We start from the raw sequence: 16,079 nt of genomic DNA, 5'->3' as shown, positions 1-16,079 counted from the left end.
GGAAGTGTGCCTCGGCCTGACGGCGGTGCAGGTCCGCGAGCTTGCCCGCGGTGGTGTGGATATCGGGGGCCGCGGTCGCGGCCGGCTCCTGGACGGTGGTCACGATTGGAGTACCTCTCGACTTCGCTTTCAGGGGTGTGTACGACTCGATTCGGGGCCACACTACCCCGCGGCCTCATAGGTAACTAGGTGTGAATTGTTATCCCATGACGGACACGGAACCGCTGGCAGCGACCGACAGTAGACGACCTCGGTCGCCAATAACGGCAAACCGAGGTCGCACATTGACGCCACCCGACGCGGGTTCCGATCACCGCGTCCCGCGCGCCGAAACGAGCATCGGCGCGCGCATGTCGTAGTACGAAACCTCCCCCATCAATTCGGTCTCCTCCTCGAACAGCGACCGCAGGTCGTCGGGCACCTCGACGCTCTCGTGCAGCCGCGCGGCCGACTCGGAGGTGAAGTACACCGCCTCCACATATCCGTCCCCGCCGTCGCTGCACAGCGTCCCGCCGACGATCTCCGGGCGCAGGTCGTGCACACGGTCACCGACCCGCGACATCAGGTCCACCATCCGGTGCGGGTCGCTGGTGTGCCCCTCCAACACCTGGACGAAGCCGGCGGTGTCCGAGCCGCCGCCCATCCATTCGGTGACCTCCGCGCAGTCCATCACCGTCACCTGCCCGTCGAAGCAGCGCTCCGCCGCGGCCCACCACGCCCCCTGCTCCGGTCGTTCCGCATTGCGTCTGGCCGCGTCCGGCGACGCGAACCGGACCAGGCAGATGAAGGTGCCGTCCGCGCAGGTCCCGCTCGTCGAGCCGAGATACCCGGCCGCGCCCGCTGCCAGGTCGTCGTTCCATCGGTCCAGGCACCGCTGCAGCCCCGCCTGGTCGCCGACCCGACCCTGAATCACTTGAATGAACATCGCCCTCTCCTCACGCGGGCCCGGCCGGCGACCAGGCCTCTGCACCCTCGATCCTTCGCGGGAGCCGCGACCGGGGCAAGGCCCGCGACGCGCCGAAAGACCGGGAAGTATAGACCCGGCGTCGACAGGAGCGGCGCCAGCTGGCACGCTGTACCCGAGACCCGCACCTCGTCCTGAGGGCAGGCTCGCAGTAACAGGAGCAAAAAAGTGGCACAAGGCACCGTCAAGTGGTTCAACGCGGAAAAGGGATTCGGATTCATCGAGCAGGACGGTGACGGACCCGACGTCTTCGTCCACTACTCCGAGATCCAGACCAACGGCTTCAAGACCCTCGACGAGGGCGCACGCGTGGAGTTCGAGATCGGCCAGGGCCAGAAGGGCCCGCAGGCCACCGGCGTCCGCGCCATCTGAGCGAACCTCGCTTCCCGAAGGGCGTCTCCGCACGGCGGAGGCGCCCTTCGGCGTTCTCCGGGGTCCGGCACGGGATTATTCTGGGGTTCTCGACTGCGCCGCGAGGTGATCCATGGTGACGAGAACACGCGCACCGGGGCCGGACCGAAGCACGGGCCCCGATGCCTGAGCCGCAGCGCCCCGACCGCACGGCTCCCACCGGTGTGGCGGGCGACCTCGCAGCCGCGGGCTTCGTCGACGGCGAGGAGATCGGCCGCGGCGGCTTCGGCGTGGTGTATCGGTGCAGGCAGCCCGCCCTAGGCCGCACCGTCGCCGTCAAGGTCCTCAGCGGCGAGCTCGACGACGACAGCCGCGAACGCTTCCTGCGGGAGCAGCGCGCGATGGGAGCGGTGTCCGGGCACCCGCACATCTGCAACATCCTCCAGGTCGGGACCACCCGGTCGGGGCGGCCGTACATCGTGATGCCGTATCACCGGCACAACTCGCTGCAGGAGTCGATCCGCCGCGCGGGCCCGCTGGACTGGCCCGACGTGCTTGCACTCGGCGCGAAGATGGCGGGCGCGCTGGAGACGGCGCACCGCTCCGGGACCCTGCATCGCGATGTGAAGCCGGCGAACATCCTGCTCACCGAATACGGCGAACCCCAACTGACCGACTTCGGCATCGCCCGCACCACCGGCGGCTTCGAGACCGCGACCGGGCAGATCACCGGGTCGCCCGCCTACACCGCCCCCGAGGTCCTCGAGGGGCGTTCGCCGAGTGTCCGCTCCGACGTCTACAGCCTCGGGGCCACCCTGTTCTGCGCGCTGACCGGGCATGCGGCGTTCGAGCGCCGCAATGGCGAGCAGGTCGTCGCCCAGTTCCTGCGGATCACCAGCCAACCGGCGCCCGACCTGGCAGGCGGCGACGTCCCCGCCGACGTGTGCGCGGCCATCGAGTCCGCGATGGCGCCGGACCCCGACGCCCGACCGCCGTCCGCCGCCGCGTTCGGCGCACTGCTCCAGGACCTCGCGGTCCGGCACGGCCTCGGCACGGTCGAGATGGCCCTTCCTGCACCAACGTCGGGTGCCGGATCACCCGAGGACACCCGGATCTCGGCGGCACCGCGCCGCACCGGACCGCTCCGGTCGGGCGGCGACGTCCCGCACACCCTGACCCGGCGGCCAACGCCGCCGGTGCCCGCCACCCGGTTCCGGCCGCCGGTCATCGGCCGTGTTCTGGTCACCCGCACGCGGCTGATCGACCGACTCCGCGCCGGGGAACGGCGGCGGCTCACCCTCATTCACGGTCCGGCCGGATTCGGCAAGAGCACCCTCGCCGCGCAGTGGAGCGGGACGCTGCACGACGCGGGCGTGACGGTCGCCTGGCTGACGGTTGCACCGGACGACGACAACGTCGCCTGGTTCCTCGCGCACCTGATCGAGGCAATCGGCCGGGCCGCCCCGCACCTGAGCGAGGAACTCGGCCAGGCGCTCGAGGACCACGGCCGCGACGCCGAGGCGTTCGTGCTGACCACCTTGATCAACCGGATCCATGACGCACGGGAGCAGCTGGTGCTCGTCATCGACGACTGGCACCGGGTCGGCGGCACCGAGTCGCACTCCGCATTGGCCTACCTGCTCACCAACGGTTGTCACCACCTCCAGGTCGTCGTCACCAGCCGCACCACCGCAGGCCTGCCACTCGGCCGCATGCGCGTACTCGACGAGCTGGTCGAAATAGATTCGGCGGCATTGCGATTCGTGGAGTCCGAATCAGCGGCGTTGCTGGTCGAGCTCGGCGGGCTGACCCTGACCCCGGACGAGGTGGTGGACCTGTGCCGGTCCACCGAGGGGTGGGTGGCCGCCCTCCAGTTGGCGTCGCTGTCGCTGCGCAACGAGGAACACCCCGACGAACTGATCGGGCATCTCGCCGAGCACCCCGCGGTCGGCGAATTCCTCGCCGAGAACGTCCTGAGCACCCTCGAACCCGACCTGCTCGACTTCCTGCTCGCCACCTCGGTGACCGAACGGATCACCGGAGCACTGGCCTCGGCGCTCGCGGGCGTCCCGGACGGGCGGTCCCGTCTCGACCAGGTCGCGGCGAGGGACTTGTTCCTGCTGCGGCTCGGCGATTCCGACGCGTCCCTCCCGACCGGTGGCGGCGCCGACACCTGGTACCGGTACCACCACCTGTTCGCCACGTACCTGCGCCGACGCCTCGCCCGCGACCACCCCGATCGGGTCGCGCGCCTGCACCGGATCGCCTCGGAATGGTTCGCCGGGCACCACCTGCTCAGCGAGGCCGTCGACCACGCCGTCCGGGCGGGCGATCCCGAGCTCGCGGTGACGCTCGTGGAGCGGGACGGCACCTACCTGATCGAGCATTCCCGGATGACAACCCTGCTCGGTTTGGTCGACAAGCTGCCGCCGCCGACCGTGTCCGCCCGGCCGCGACTGCAACTGATGCTCGGGTGGGCCGATGTCCTGCTGCAACGACCGGGGCAGAGTCGCCGCGCGCTGGCCAGGGCGCGCGCGGCGCTGGACGCGGCACCGGATCCGGCGCTGTCCGTCGAGTCGGATGTGCTCGAGGGGGTGATCGCCGCATTCTCCGACCACCCGGACGGCATTGAACGCCACTCGCTGGCCTGCCTGGCCCATCCGGAGCGGCACAGCCCGTGGGTGGTTGCCGCCGCAGCGAACACCCAACTGTTCGCCGCGCTGTACCGGTTCGACTTCCCCGATGCGGTCCGCTGGCAGGAGTGGGCCACGCCGTACCACGAGGCGATGAGCGGGTCGTTCGCGACGATGTACTCGTACTGCATGGTGGGGATCGCCGAGAGCGAGCAGCTCGAGCTCGAGTCCGCGGAGGTGTGGTTCCGGCGGGGGTTGCGGGTGGCGAGTGAACAGTCCGGGGCCCGGTCCCACTCGGCGCGGCTGGCCGCGGCGCTGCTCGGGAACCTGCTGTACGAGCGGAACCAGCTCGCCGAGGCGGAGGAACTGCTCGACGAGGGATTCCAGCTCGGCGGGGAGGGCGGGATCGTCGACTTCATGATCAGCCGCTACGTGATCGGCGCCAGGATCAAGGTCCGGCGCGGCGACCCGAGGGCGGCAGCGACGCGGCTCGCGGAGGGTGCCCGTGCCGCCGATGCGCTCGACCTTCCGCGGCTTCGGGCCCGGATCGACAACGAACGGATCCGGCTCGGCTTCCCGATCACCACCCGCACACGGGCGCCGCGGTATCCGACGCTTCGCGCGGTCGACGCGGTCACCGACGGCAGCGCCGAGATCACCGCCCAGCTCGAGGACGCGACAACCGCCCGACTGCTCGCCCGCACCGGGACCGCGGCCAATACCGCGCGTGCCTGCGATATCGCGCAGGCGTGGGTGGACCGGCTGGCCGGCGGCGGCCGCGCCAGGGCCCGGCTGCAGGCGCAGCGACTGCTCACCGGGTGCCTGTTCGCGGCCGGGCGCGCCGACGAGTCGGTGCGGGTGCTGGCGGAGGTGGCCGCGACATGCGCGCCGCACTCGATGGTGCGCTATCTGATCGACGGCGGGACGGCCGCGGTGACCGGGCTGACGGCGTTGCAGGCGGCCGCCCAGGCCGAGGCGTGGGATCCGACGTGGCCGCGGGTGCCGATCGAGTTCCTCGCCGACTGCCTCGCGGCGGTCGAGGCGGATGCCGCGGGACCCCCCACCGATCCCGGCCGGGAAACCGGCGAAGGCGCCGCCCGATGAGGGGCGACGCCTTCGCGGTCGGGGTTCGGCCGGTCAGCTGGCGAGCACCGGCATCGTGACGACCTGGCCTGCATAGGCGAGGCCCGCGCCGAACGCGAGCAGCAGGGTGGTGTCGCCCGGCTTCGCCTTGCCGGTACGCAGCATCTCCTCCATCGCCAGCGGGATCGACGCGGCGGAGGTGTTGCCGGTCTCGGCGATGTCGTTGGAGACGGCGACGGTCTCGGGCAGGTTCATGCTGCGGGCGATGACCTCGGTGATCCGGGCGTTGGCCTGGTGCGGGACGAACGCGTCGATGTCGTCGACGGTGAGGCCGGTGGTGTCGAGGGTCCGCTGGGCGACCTTGCCCATCTCGAACGCGGCCCAGCGGAACACGGAGGTGCCCTCCATGATGATCCAGGGCCGCTTCTGCTCCGGGTTGGTTGCGAAGTCGACCCAGTCCGGCTCCTGCCGGATCGCCCGGCCCTGCGCGCCGTCGGACCCCCACACGACGGGGCCGATGCCGGTCTCCTCGCTGCGACCGACGACGACCGCGCCCGCGCCGTCACCGAAGATGAACCGCACGCTGCGGTCGGTCGGCTCGGTGGAGTCGCTCATCCGCTCGACACCGATGACCAGCACGTGCTCCTCGGTGCCTGCGCGGACGAGGTCGGACGCAACGCCGAGCGCGTAGCAGAAACCGGCGCAGCCCGCGGCGATGTCGATCGCGCCAGCGCCTCCGGTGCCCAGTTCCTCGGCGACGAGCGCCGAACAGGCGGGAGTCTGCACCGGGTAGGTGGAGGTGGCGACGATGACGGTGCCGATCTGCTCACCGGTCAGGCCCGCGGCCTCGAGCGCCTTGCGGCCTGCCGCGATGGACATCTGCAGCACGCTCTCGTGCGGGCCCGCGAAGCGGCGGGTCCGGATGCCGGAGCGGGACTGGATCCACTCGTCGGTGGAGTCGATCTGCTCGCAGATCTCCTCGTTGGTCACGACCCGCTCGGGACGGTACACACCGAGCCCGAGGATCGCGGAGGGCCGAAGCTCCGTGGTGTTCGTGATCGCTGCACCCATTGACCTTGTTCTCCTTGCTTCGTCTCGGATGCTCGGGCGAAACCACGAACTCCTCGTCTGACACCGTACTGTGCCGACCTGACCGGGCCGCGACGTCCACTACGGACTGGACGGTCCACTCACGTCGACACAGGCGGTTCTTATCACCGCGACCCGCCCCGCAGGCGCGAAACCGACCAATGCGCTGGCAGATCCGCCACATCAGCAACACGCGACAACTCCCGCCCCACATATCCCGGCAGAGTGTCCGATCGGTCACTAGCATCGTCACCCGACGATCCCTTCGTCACATGGGACGTCCGGTCACATGGGTCGGGGCGCGACGCCTGCCCCACGCTCTACCGCACGACAGTTTCTTGCACACGGGTTTCCACAGCGCAAGTACAGCGACGGTCGAAGGGTGAACGCGACATGGGTGAACGGGTACCGGGTTGGCTCCGATCGGGCGGGCGGGGATCCACGGGACGACCAGTCGTCCGGGCCGGGGTACTGGCGGTCGCGGCCGCACTGGCGGTCGCCGCGCCTGCCGCCGCGAACCCCAACACGGTCAATCCGATCCCTGGCCTGAACGGCACCACCGCCCTCCCCGACCTCCGGGGCCGCACCAGCGCGGTTGCCCAGGCCACCGGGCTGCTCAGCGCGAACCGTACCCAGGACACCAACGTCCTCGGCACCGATCTCGGCATCATGTGGGACAACGGGAACGGCGAGATCCTCACCGCGTTCGGGGATTCCGCGGGGCTCGGCATCCCGAACCTGCTGAACGGGAGCCTGTGGTCGTGGCGGTCGAACGCCCTCTATCGCAGTGCCGATCGCAACCTCGCCGACGGCATGACGTTCGACAGCACGCCGCGTGACCTGCTCGGGCAGGCGAAGGAACTGGTGCCGAGCCCGAAGATCCCGTACGTCGAGATCAGCCGGATCCCGACGGCAGGCGTCGCGGTCGACGGCGTCCAGTACATGTCGCTGATGTCGGTGAACCACTGGGGCGAGCCTGGCAAGTGGGAGACGAACTTCTCCCGCCTCGCGGTCTCCACCGACAACGGCGAGAACTGGGTCGATGCGCCGGAGACGAGCAGGCCGAACGTCGACGGCAACCGGAACTTCCAGATGAGCGCCTTCATGAAGGACGGCGGGTACGTCTACCAGTACGGAACCCCGCCCGGACGCGGCGGGTTGGTCTATGTCGCGCGGGTGCCGGAGAAGCAGATCCGCGACCTCGGCGCGTACGAGTACTGGAACGGCGGGGAGTGGAAGAGGGGCGACGTCGGCGCCGCAGCACCGATCGTCTTCGGCGGGGTCGGCGAGCTGTCGGTGCAGTACAACCAGTTCCTCGGCCAGTACCTGATGCTCACCACCGACAACGCCAACTCGGTGGTGATGCGCCGGTCACCGTCCCCGACCGGACCGTGGGGGCCGCCCGAGGTGCTGCTCGAGGCGCGGGAGCTGCCCACCGCCTACGGCGCCTACATGCACCCGTGGTCGAGCGGCCCGGACCTGTACTTCCTGACGACGGTGCACTCGAATTACAACGTCCTGCTCCTGCGCACCACCCTGCACCGCTGACGGGGGGAGACGCCTCCGGCCCGCTACCGTCGCGACATGGATGCAGACGCGTGGGATCGCCGGCACGAGCGGGGCGAATCGCCGTTCGGTTCGGTGCCGGATGCGGCGGTGGTGGAGCACGTGGCGGCGCTGGCCGCAGGCCGGGCCCTCGACCTGGGCTGCGGCACCGGGAGGCACACGCTGTGGTTGGCCCTGCGCGCCTGGGAGGTGACGGCGGTGGACTTCTCCACGGCCGCGCTGACGCGCGCGGTGCGCTCCGCTGCTGCGCTCCCCCGCGCGAGCCGCGACCGCGTGACCTGGGTGCATGCCGACGTGACGGACCTCGCGGTCCCGCAGGCGTACGACCTCGTCCTCGCCTGCCACCTGCAGCTGTCGGCGGAATCACGCCGACGGGTCCTGTCCCGGGCCGCCACCGCCCTCCGCCCGGGCGGAACCCTGCTGGCGCTCGAGCCGGAGCGATCCCCGTCGATCACCGACTCCGGTTGCACCCCAGAGGAACTCGCGAACGACCTCGCGGGCCATCTGACCATCACGACGGCGACACTGACGCTCGCCGACCACCCCGGCCGCGACGGCGACCCGGCCTCGGACGCGGACCCCCGACAGGCCCTGGTCGTCGGTTTTCGCGGTCCTGTTGGCACCTAACTGAATCGCGAGTAACATCGGCTAAGTTACTGACGAGTAGCCGTACCGCGGGAACGCGGGGCGGTACCTCGACGAAGACTGAACAAGGCCAGAACGTGGGCATCACCAGGGGCTGGACCGCACCATCTCAGGGAGATAAGAAGACATGGGGCATTACAAGAGCAACGTTCGTGACCTGGAGTTCAACCTCTTCGAGGTACTCGACCTCGAGAAGCCGCTGAGCGAGGGCACCTGGGGCGACCTCGACGCCGACACCATCAGGAACATGCTCAGCGAGGTCGCACGGCTGGCCGAGGGCCCGCTCGGCGAGGCATACGCCGACGCCGACCGGAACCCGCCGGTCTTCGATCCGGAGACCCACGAGGCGACCCTGCCCGAGTCGTTCAAGAAGTCCTTCAAGGCGATGTGGGACGCCGAGTGGTACCGGATGGGCCTCGACGAGGAGATCGGTGGCGTGCCGGTCCCCCGCTCCGTGGTGTGGGCGATCTCCGAGATGATGCTCGGCGCGCAGCCCGCCGCCTTCATGTACCAGGCGGGCCCGTCCTTCGCGAACGTGCTGTTCACCAACGGCACCGACGAACAGAAGCAGTGGGCGGCCACCTGCGTCGAGCGCGGCTGGGGCGCCACGATGGTGCTCACCGAGCCGGACGCGGGCTCCGATGTCGGCGCGGGCCGCACCAAGGCGATCAAGCAGGACGACGGCTCCTGGCACATCGAGGGCGTCAAGCGGTTCATCACCTCCGCCACCTCCGACGACCTGTTCGAGAACATCTTCCACCTGGTCCTCGCCCGCCCGGAGGGCGCGGGGCCCGGCACCAAGGGCCTGTCGCTGTTCTTCGTGCCGAAGTTCCACTTCGACTTCGAGAAGAACGAGCTCGGCGAGCGCAACGGCGCCTTCGTCACCAATGTCGAGCACAAGATGGGCCTCAAGGCGTCGGCGACCTGCGAGCTCACCTTCGGCGGCCACGGCGTGCCCGCCAAGGGCTGGCTGGTCGGCGAGGTGCACAACGGCATCGCGCAGATGTTCGACGTCATCGAGCATGCCCGCATGATGGTCGGCACCAAGGCGATCTCCACCCTGTCCACCGGCTACCTCAACGCCCTCGACTACGCCAAGCAGCGCGTCCAGGGCGCCGACCTGACCCAGATGACCGACAAGGCCGCGCCGCGCGTGACCATCACCCACCACCCGGACGTGCGCCGGGCGCTGGCGATGCAGAAGGCGTACGCGGAGGGCCTGCGCGCGGTGTACCTGTACACCGCGGCGCACCAGGACGTCGAGGTCGCCAAGCACGTCTCCGGCGCCGAGGGCGACCTCGTGCACCGGGTCAACGACCTGCTGCTGCCGATCGTCAAGGGCGTCGGCTCCGAGCGCGCGTACCAGTACCTGACCGATTCGCTGCAGACCCTCGGCGGCTCCGGCTTCCTGCAGGACTACCCGATCGAGCAGTACATCCGGGACGCGAAGATCGACTCGCTGTACGAGGGCACCACCGCGATCCAGGCGCAGGACTTCTTCTTCCGGAAGATCGCCCGCGACCGCGGCGTCGCGCTGGCGCACGTGGCGGGCCAGGTGAAGAAGTTCCTCGACCGCGAGGACGGCGACAACCGGCTCAAGACCGAGCGCGCGCTGCTCGCCACCGCACTCGAGGACGTGCAGGCGATGGTCGCGACCCTGACCGGCTTCCTGATGGGCGCCCAGGAGCAGCCGACCGAGCTGTACAAGGTCGGCCTCGGTTCGGTTCGCTTCCTGATGTCGGTCGGCGACCTCCTGGTCGGCTGGCAGCTGCTCGAGGCGGCGGAGATCGCGCTCGGCAAGCTGGACGCGGGCGCCTCCGACAAGGACAAGCCGTTCTACGAGGGCAAGGTCGCGACCGCGTCCTTCTTCGCGAAGAACGTCCTGCCCGAGCTCACCGCGTCCCGCGGCATCGTCGCCAACGTGGACAACGACCTGATGGAGATGGACGAAGCCGCCTTCTGACGGCGCAGATCGGCTCCCGAAACGAGGCCGCACACCGGATTCCGGTGTGCGGCCTCGCCGCATTCCCTGCTGGATCCGGGGGCTATCCGGTCACTCGCCCTCCGCCTCGCCTGCCGATGCGGACGGGGCATCCTCCGCCGAGGCGGGCGGCGCAGCAGGCGCAGCCGCGTCAGCAGGCGCAGGCGGGGGCTCCGGGCTGATGCAGCGGACGATCGGCACCGGGTCGTACTTCACGGTCCGGGTGTTGCGGGACAACTCCCGCCCGGACGCACGGTCGGTGATGACGCGGGTGTCCGAGGTGGTGAACCCCTGCGCACCCGACGACGCGATGCAGCCGGACCCGGCGGGCAGCGTGACCGTGTTCGGCGACGTGTATGCGTACCGGTCGCCGGTGATCGACTCGACGTCGACCGTCTTGGTTCCCCACAGCCGGACCGTGATGTCGGAGCTCGTCCCGATCGTCTCGATGAGCACACCGGTGTCGGTGTCGTTGGTGAACCGCAGGTCGATCGCCCCCTCGTACACCGTCGCCTCCCGCGCCTCCGGGTAGCGGGAAATGTAGTAGCTGTGCTCGGTGTGCCCGGCGTCCTCCATGCCGGCAAAGTAGGCGGCGTTGTACAGCGTGGTCGCGAGCTGACTGATGCCGCCGCCCACCGCGGTGTCCGGGCGGCCGTTGTTGATGATTCCGGAGGAAACGTAGCCCTCCGCGCTGCCACGCGGTCCGGTGTAATCGTTGAGCGAGAACGTCTTTCCCGGCTGAACCAGTGCGCCATCGATCTCGGCGGCTGCCAACCGGATGTTCACCCCGGACGCGTACTCGAAGCCACCGGTCGTGTACTCGGCAATCACCTCGGTGATGCCGAGCTTGTTCGCGGCCTCGGTCGTCAGCGCGGGCTGTTTCGGCTCGTACACGGCGTCGAGGCTGCCGCGGCCCGCGTCGGAGAACCCGGCGGGCAACGACTCGAGCGTCTTGTGCCACTCGATCGTCTCGCCGGTCACCGCGGGCACCACCTTCGGCGCCCCACCGGACAGCGTGAACGACGCGTCCTTCGGCTGGATCTCGGTGGCGGCCAACTGCGGCCCGAGCACCCCGATCGCCGCGTCCACGTCGAAGTGCGGGCTGAGACCGCCGTCGCCGTCCGGGGTGAACGACAGCACCGATCCAATCCGGTCCCGTGGGAGCACCGCCTGCCCGCCGTCGCGCCCCGCGACCACCAGATCCGTTGCTGCCGCAGGCGTCGCGATCTCGCGCAGTGCCCGGTCGACACCGGACTGGGTGACCGAGACAGGGTCGACGGTCACGGGGACCTCGACACCGTCGGCGGCCGCCCACCCGTCGGCGAGCGCCTCCGCGGCACCGGGCGCATCGAGCGTCTGCCCCTGCCGGGGGGACACCGCGACGGGTGTTGCGCCCTCGAACACGACCGAGCCCTCGACGGGCGCGCGGTCGGTTCGGGTGCGCAGCCCCTCGACCGCCGCCGCGAGGGCGCCGTCGTCACGGGTGGCGGCGACCCCGACCTCACGATGCGTGAACAGGGATGCCAGCCGGGTGATCGGATTGAGCGGTTGGTCCCCCGCGCGGTCGAGGGTGGCGTCCCAGTCGACACCGAGACCGGCCTCGGCGGGAACGAGTTCGGTGGCCACGTCGCCGGCCCGGACCACGACCGGGCTGCCGAGGCGCGGGTCGAGCTCCGTACGCAGAACGGACTCGGCCTCGTCCGGTGACATTCCGCCGATGTCCACCCCGGCCACCGTCACGCCCCGCGGGACCTGGTCCGAGGAGAGCGCGACATCGGCGATGTATCCGGCAACACCCACCGCGAGGACCCCGGCGGCGGCGCCGATCACGAGGCGGCGCCTGCGCCGGGTGTCCGTGTCCGGATCGGGAGCCGCGGCCGACGTCGGGGGTGCCTGCGGCGAGGTGGAGGAGGGCGGGGTGGTGGCGGGCGGGGGCGGCGGCACGGCGACCGGGGTGGCGGCGGGCTGCACCGGCGGGGGTGTGGCGGCACCCGGGGACGCGCCGGGAGTCATCTTCGGCAGCACCGTGGTCGGGACGTCCTCGGGGCGGATGTGCTCGGTGGGGGGCTCCGGATCGACGTCCGCCGGTCCGGTCGCATCGCCGCTGCCGCGGGCATCGCGCGGGTCGGCGGACGGCTCCGCGGTGGGTTCGCCGTCGGACGGGAGCGGAGGGCCGGGCACGTCACCGTCGGGGTGCACCGAATCGGGTGTCTCCCCGTCGGGCAGCCCCGATCCACGCTCCGCACCCGAGTGCTTGCCGATTCCGCCGGTCATCGTGCGGTCCTCCCGGTAGTGTCGTTCTGCTGGGCCAGGACCCGCTTCGACCCTCCAGGGTAGCGCGGCCGGACCGGGTACCCCGACGGCAGAGGTCCCGGCACGGGTGCGACACGCGAGTGTCCCGCGCTGCAACCGGGTCGGGGGTCTGGCTGCAACGCGGGACGACCTGACTATCGAGGTCCCGCAGCGGAGCGTTACACGGAATCCGAAAATTGTCGTGCATGATTGTGAGCGATCCCAGACGACCCCCGGTGAGCTGGGCAAACACCCGCGGCCACGCGGATCTCGGCCGTCAGGCGGGTGCGTCGGTCCGAGCTCGGGCGACGGTTCGATAGTTCTCGGCATCGAAGCGTCGCAGCCGCGACCGGTACCGCCAGGTGAACGTCGGCCACATCACCGAATTCCGGCCACGGGAATCCAGATACCAGCTGGCGCAGCCGCCCCGGTTCCACACCGTCGACCGAAGCGCCGCCTCCATTCGGCCGCTGTACTCGTCCTGCGCCAGGGCCGACACGTCGACCGACACGAGCCCGGCCGCCGCCATGTGCGCCACTGCCGCCGTGACGTAGGCGGCCTGACTCTCGAGCATGTACACGATCGAACTGTGGCCGAGGTTGGTGTTCGGTCCGTACATGAGGAACAGGTTCGGGAAGCCGTGCACCGTCATGCCCCGATGCGCGCTGGGGCTGCCGTCCCAGTGCTCCGCGAGGGTTCGGCCGTCGGTGCCGCGGACACGGCGGGCCACCGGCGGTTCGGTGGGGGTGAACCCGGTGCCGAAAATGATGGTGTCCACCGCACGCTCGACGCCGTCCTCCCCGATCACCCCGGTAGGAGTGACCCTCGTCAATCCGGAGGCCACGACATCGACGTCGTCCCGATCCAGGGTCGCTAACCAGTCGTTGGAGAGGAGCATCCGCTTGCACCCGATCGTGAACGACGGCGTGAGGTTCCGCCGCAGCACCGGGTCCGATACCTGCCTCCGCAAATACCCCCGTGCGACCAACGCGAACAGCGGCAGCAGCCAGGTCAGGTACGCGAAGACGACGACGTACCCCTCCCGCTGAAGGTAGACGAGTCCGCGAGACATTTTCTGCGTCAACGGAAACCGTCGATACACCCGCTTTTCCGTCGCCCCGCGCCTTCGATTGGTCCGGGGTATCACCCAGGACGCGGTGCGCTGAAAGACGGTCACCCGCCGGACCCGGTCGACGATCCGGGGGACGAACTGCACCGCGGACGCGCCGGTGCCGACCACCGCGATCCGCTCCCCGGTCAGGTCATGGTCGTGATTCCACGACGCCGAGTGAAACACGGTGCCGCGGAACGACTCCAAACCGGCGATGGCCGGGATGTTCGGCGCCGAGAGCGCGCCGGTTGCGGCGACCACCACGTCGGCGGTGAGGTCACCCCGACTGGTCCGGACCCGCCACACCGCGGCCCGATCATCCCAGTTCGCTTCCAGGAGTTCACAATCAACAACGGTGCGAGCTCGGACACCGGTGCGTGTCGCAACCTCCTTGAGATAGTCGAAGATCTCGGGCTGTTCCGCGAAGGTGTGGCTCCAGTCCGGACTCGGCGCGAACGATAGGGAGTACAGCGTGGTCGGGACGTCGCACGCGCAGCCGGGATACGTATTCTGGCGCCAGGTTCCGCCGACCTCACCTGCCCGCTCGATGACGAGGACATCATCCGCCTGACCGTCCCGGACCAGGCCAGCAGCGACCGTCAGGCCGCCGAACCCGGCACCGACGACGAGAACCCTGGTGTGCGAGGGGAGCTCGAGGGTCATCGCTGGGCCACCGACCCGTCCCGCGCCGCAGCCGAATACCGGATGTCGTGGCTCACACCGCGACGGTAACAACAAACGGACCGGGCCGCCCGCACATCCCGGCGCCGACCGCTACGGGCGGATCAGCACGTCCAGACCGCGCTGGAAGTCCGCGATGCGGCGGGAGAGCGCGTGGTGGCCGCCGTTGACGAGCTCGGACACCCGCACGATGCCCGCGGTGTCCGCCACCTGGTTCAGGTTGCGGGACGTCCAGTACCAGGCCGCGGTGGTGAAGGCGTTCTCCGGTGCTGCGAGCAGTTCGGGGTGCGCGATGAAGTCAACACCGGTGTACTCGCTCACCTTCTCGTAGTTGTGGCGGCCGGTGATCTGAATGGCACCGCGCCCCTTGTAGCGCTCACCGTCGCCCGGCTGAGTGTTGCCGAGGTCGGCGCGACCCTCGTAGGCACGGCCGGAGGCGTACTCCTCGAAGGTACGGAACGAGTCGGACTCGACGGCGAGCTGCGCAATGAAGGCCGCCTGCCGGACCGGGTTATCGATGCCGCTGCGCGCCATCGCCTCGTTGAGCGGGGCGATGTATGCGGCGATCTTCTCGGCGGCGATGCCGGGCACGATCCGGGCCAGGTCCTCCGGGGTGACGCCGGCAGGCGGGGCGGGCGCGGGCTCCGGCGCGGGTTCGGCCGCGGGCTCGGCCGCCGACTCGGTCGCGGGTTCGGTCTCGGCGGCGGAATCCGTCACGAACGCACTCAGGGCCGCGAAGGCACCCGTGGCCGAGCCGTCGGACGCCGCTGCGTCGGCCGGGGCGTCGGTCGCCGATTCCGCCGAGGCCGACTCCGGCTTGGGCAGCGCCTCGAAACCGATCGTCGAGAACAGGGTGCCGCCCTCGAGGTACCGCGCGGGCGCGGAGATCGAGGGGCCTGCCGCGATGGCGGTGTCGGCGTCGGCGACCGCGGTGGCCCCGAGGCCCATGACGGAGGTGCCTGCGGTGATCAGTGCGGCGGCGGCAATGGCAGCGCGAACATGGCGCGAGTGTGAGACGTACATGGATGTGCTCCGGGTTGTCGGCCGGGAGAGACGATCGGCCTGGCGAACCTGCCGCAGGCGTTCCGGCGAGGACGTCCGTCCATCGCGGGTCACCATCACGCAGCAAGAAGGTCACAACCAGGTAACGTCGCAGGTCTCGAGGTTTTCAACCAAAAGTGATCAGCGCCACAACCCCTTGCTTATACCCGGCAACACACACTCGGCACCTCAGCTCCGCGCCAGGGGTCGCAGACTCGGGCACGGACGGACGCCAGCCCGGCCGCACCGGGAACGCCAACGACACCCGATCCGCGAGTCGGGAAGGCGACCGTCGAAACCCCTGCGCAAGACCCCTTTGCCGCCCGAGCCCGGTGGATCCGCGGACACCAATGAGGCCGCGACTCCCCCTGCTTCGGCGCGTGATTCATACGGCGTCCGAATGACACACGGCGACAACGCATCATCCGGCGACCGCGGCACCGGAAATCCAGACCCAAACGGTCGGTATGTGTCCCACACAACACCGAAGGGTGCTTGCGCTCGAAACTTCTGTACGGCATACGACACCGTGACAAACCACGTCTCGTGACAATCCCGAGACCAGAAGATCACGGAAGCACGCCCGCAAACGTCGGGCTATCCGCGGCCGCGGCCCGAACAGACAGAAGCGGCGTGCCGGTG

At 69.9% G+C, this 16,079-nt stretch carries 10 protein-coding genes; 5 read left to right on the top strand and 5 right to left on the bottom strand.

Annotated features, from left to right (window positions below):
• Window positions 1-310: 310 nt before the first annotated feature.
• Window positions 311-925, bottom strand: coding sequence for a hypothetical protein (locus ACWF62_RS11020; protein WP_378509113.1), 615 nt, complete (start codon window positions 923-925; stop codon window positions 311-313).
• Window positions 926-1,132: 207 nt separating this feature from the next.
• Here ACWF62_RS11020 and ACWF62_RS11015 point away from each other — a divergent pair, with 207 nt between their 5' ends.
• A complete protein-coding gene (locus ACWF62_RS11015) occupies window positions 1,133-1,336 on the top strand; it encodes a cold-shock protein (RefSeq protein ID WP_137875094.1) in 204 nt (67 codons plus the stop codon).
• A 161-nt stretch (window positions 1,337-1,497) separates the two neighbouring features.
• On the top strand, window positions 1,498-5,052 hold the full coding sequence (locus ACWF62_RS11010) for a protein kinase domain-containing protein (protein WP_378509114.1): 3,555 nt from the start codon (window positions 1,498-1,500) through the stop codon (window positions 5,050-5,052).
• Window positions 5,053-5,085: 33 nt separating this feature from the next.
• Here ACWF62_RS11010 and ACWF62_RS11005 read toward each other — a convergent pair whose 3' ends face one another.
• Window positions 5,086-6,102, bottom strand: a complete 1,017-nt coding sequence (locus tag ACWF62_RS11005) for a beta-ketoacyl-ACP synthase III (protein WP_378509115.1) — start codon at window positions 6,100-6,102, stop codon at window positions 5,086-5,088.
• A 411-nt stretch (window positions 6,103-6,513) separates the two neighbouring features.
• Here ACWF62_RS11005 and ACWF62_RS11000 point away from each other — a divergent pair, with 411 nt between their 5' ends.
• From ACWF62_RS11000 to ACWF62_RS10990, 3 genes are all read left to right on the top strand, one after another.
• Window positions 6,514-7,668, top strand: a complete 1,155-nt coding sequence (locus ACWF62_RS11000; protein ID WP_378509116.1) for a DUF4185 domain-containing protein — start codon at window positions 6,514-6,516, stop codon at window positions 7,666-7,668.
• A gap of 36 nt (window positions 7,669-7,704) precedes the next feature.
• Window positions 7,705-8,313 carry a class I SAM-dependent methyltransferase gene (locus ACWF62_RS10995; RefSeq protein WP_378509117.1) on the top strand — a complete coding sequence of 203 codons (609 nt, stop codon included), beginning with the start codon at window positions 7,705-7,707 and terminating at the stop codon, window positions 8,311-8,313.
• Between the two features lie 145 nt (window positions 8,314-8,458).
• A complete protein-coding gene (locus ACWF62_RS10990) occupies window positions 8,459-10,294 on the top strand; it encodes an acyl-CoA dehydrogenase (RefSeq protein ID WP_378571260.1) in 1,836 nt (611 codons plus the stop codon).
• 90 nt (window positions 10,295-10,384) lie between these two features.
• Here the strand turns inward: ACWF62_RS10990 and ACWF62_RS10985 are convergent, their stop codons facing one another.
• The 3 genes from ACWF62_RS10985 to ACWF62_RS10975 form a co-directional block, all read right to left on the bottom strand.
• Window positions 10,385-12,586: a VanW family protein gene (locus ACWF62_RS10985; protein ID WP_452630065.1), complete on the bottom strand. Its 2,202-nt coding sequence runs from the start codon at window positions 12,584-12,586 to the stop codon at window positions 10,385-10,387.
• Between the two features lie 295 nt (window positions 12,587-12,881).
• Window positions 12,882-14,378 (bottom strand): flavin-containing monooxygenase, encoded by a 1,497-nt coding sequence (locus tag ACWF62_RS10980; RefSeq protein ID WP_452630063.1) that lies wholly within the window; start codon window positions 14,376-14,378, stop codon window positions 12,882-12,884.
• 111 nt (window positions 14,379-14,489) lie between these two features.
• Entirely contained in the window at window positions 14,490-15,419 is a 930-nt protein-coding gene (locus ACWF62_RS10975) for a glycoside hydrolase family 19 protein (RefSeq protein WP_452630062.1), read from the bottom strand.
• Between the last annotated feature and the right edge of the window lie 660 nt (window positions 15,420-16,079).

The organism is Rhodococcus sp. NPDC054953, assembly GCF_053609225.1.
Note: the sequence above shows the minus strand (reverse complement) of the source record. Positions and strands in the feature narration are given on the sequence as shown.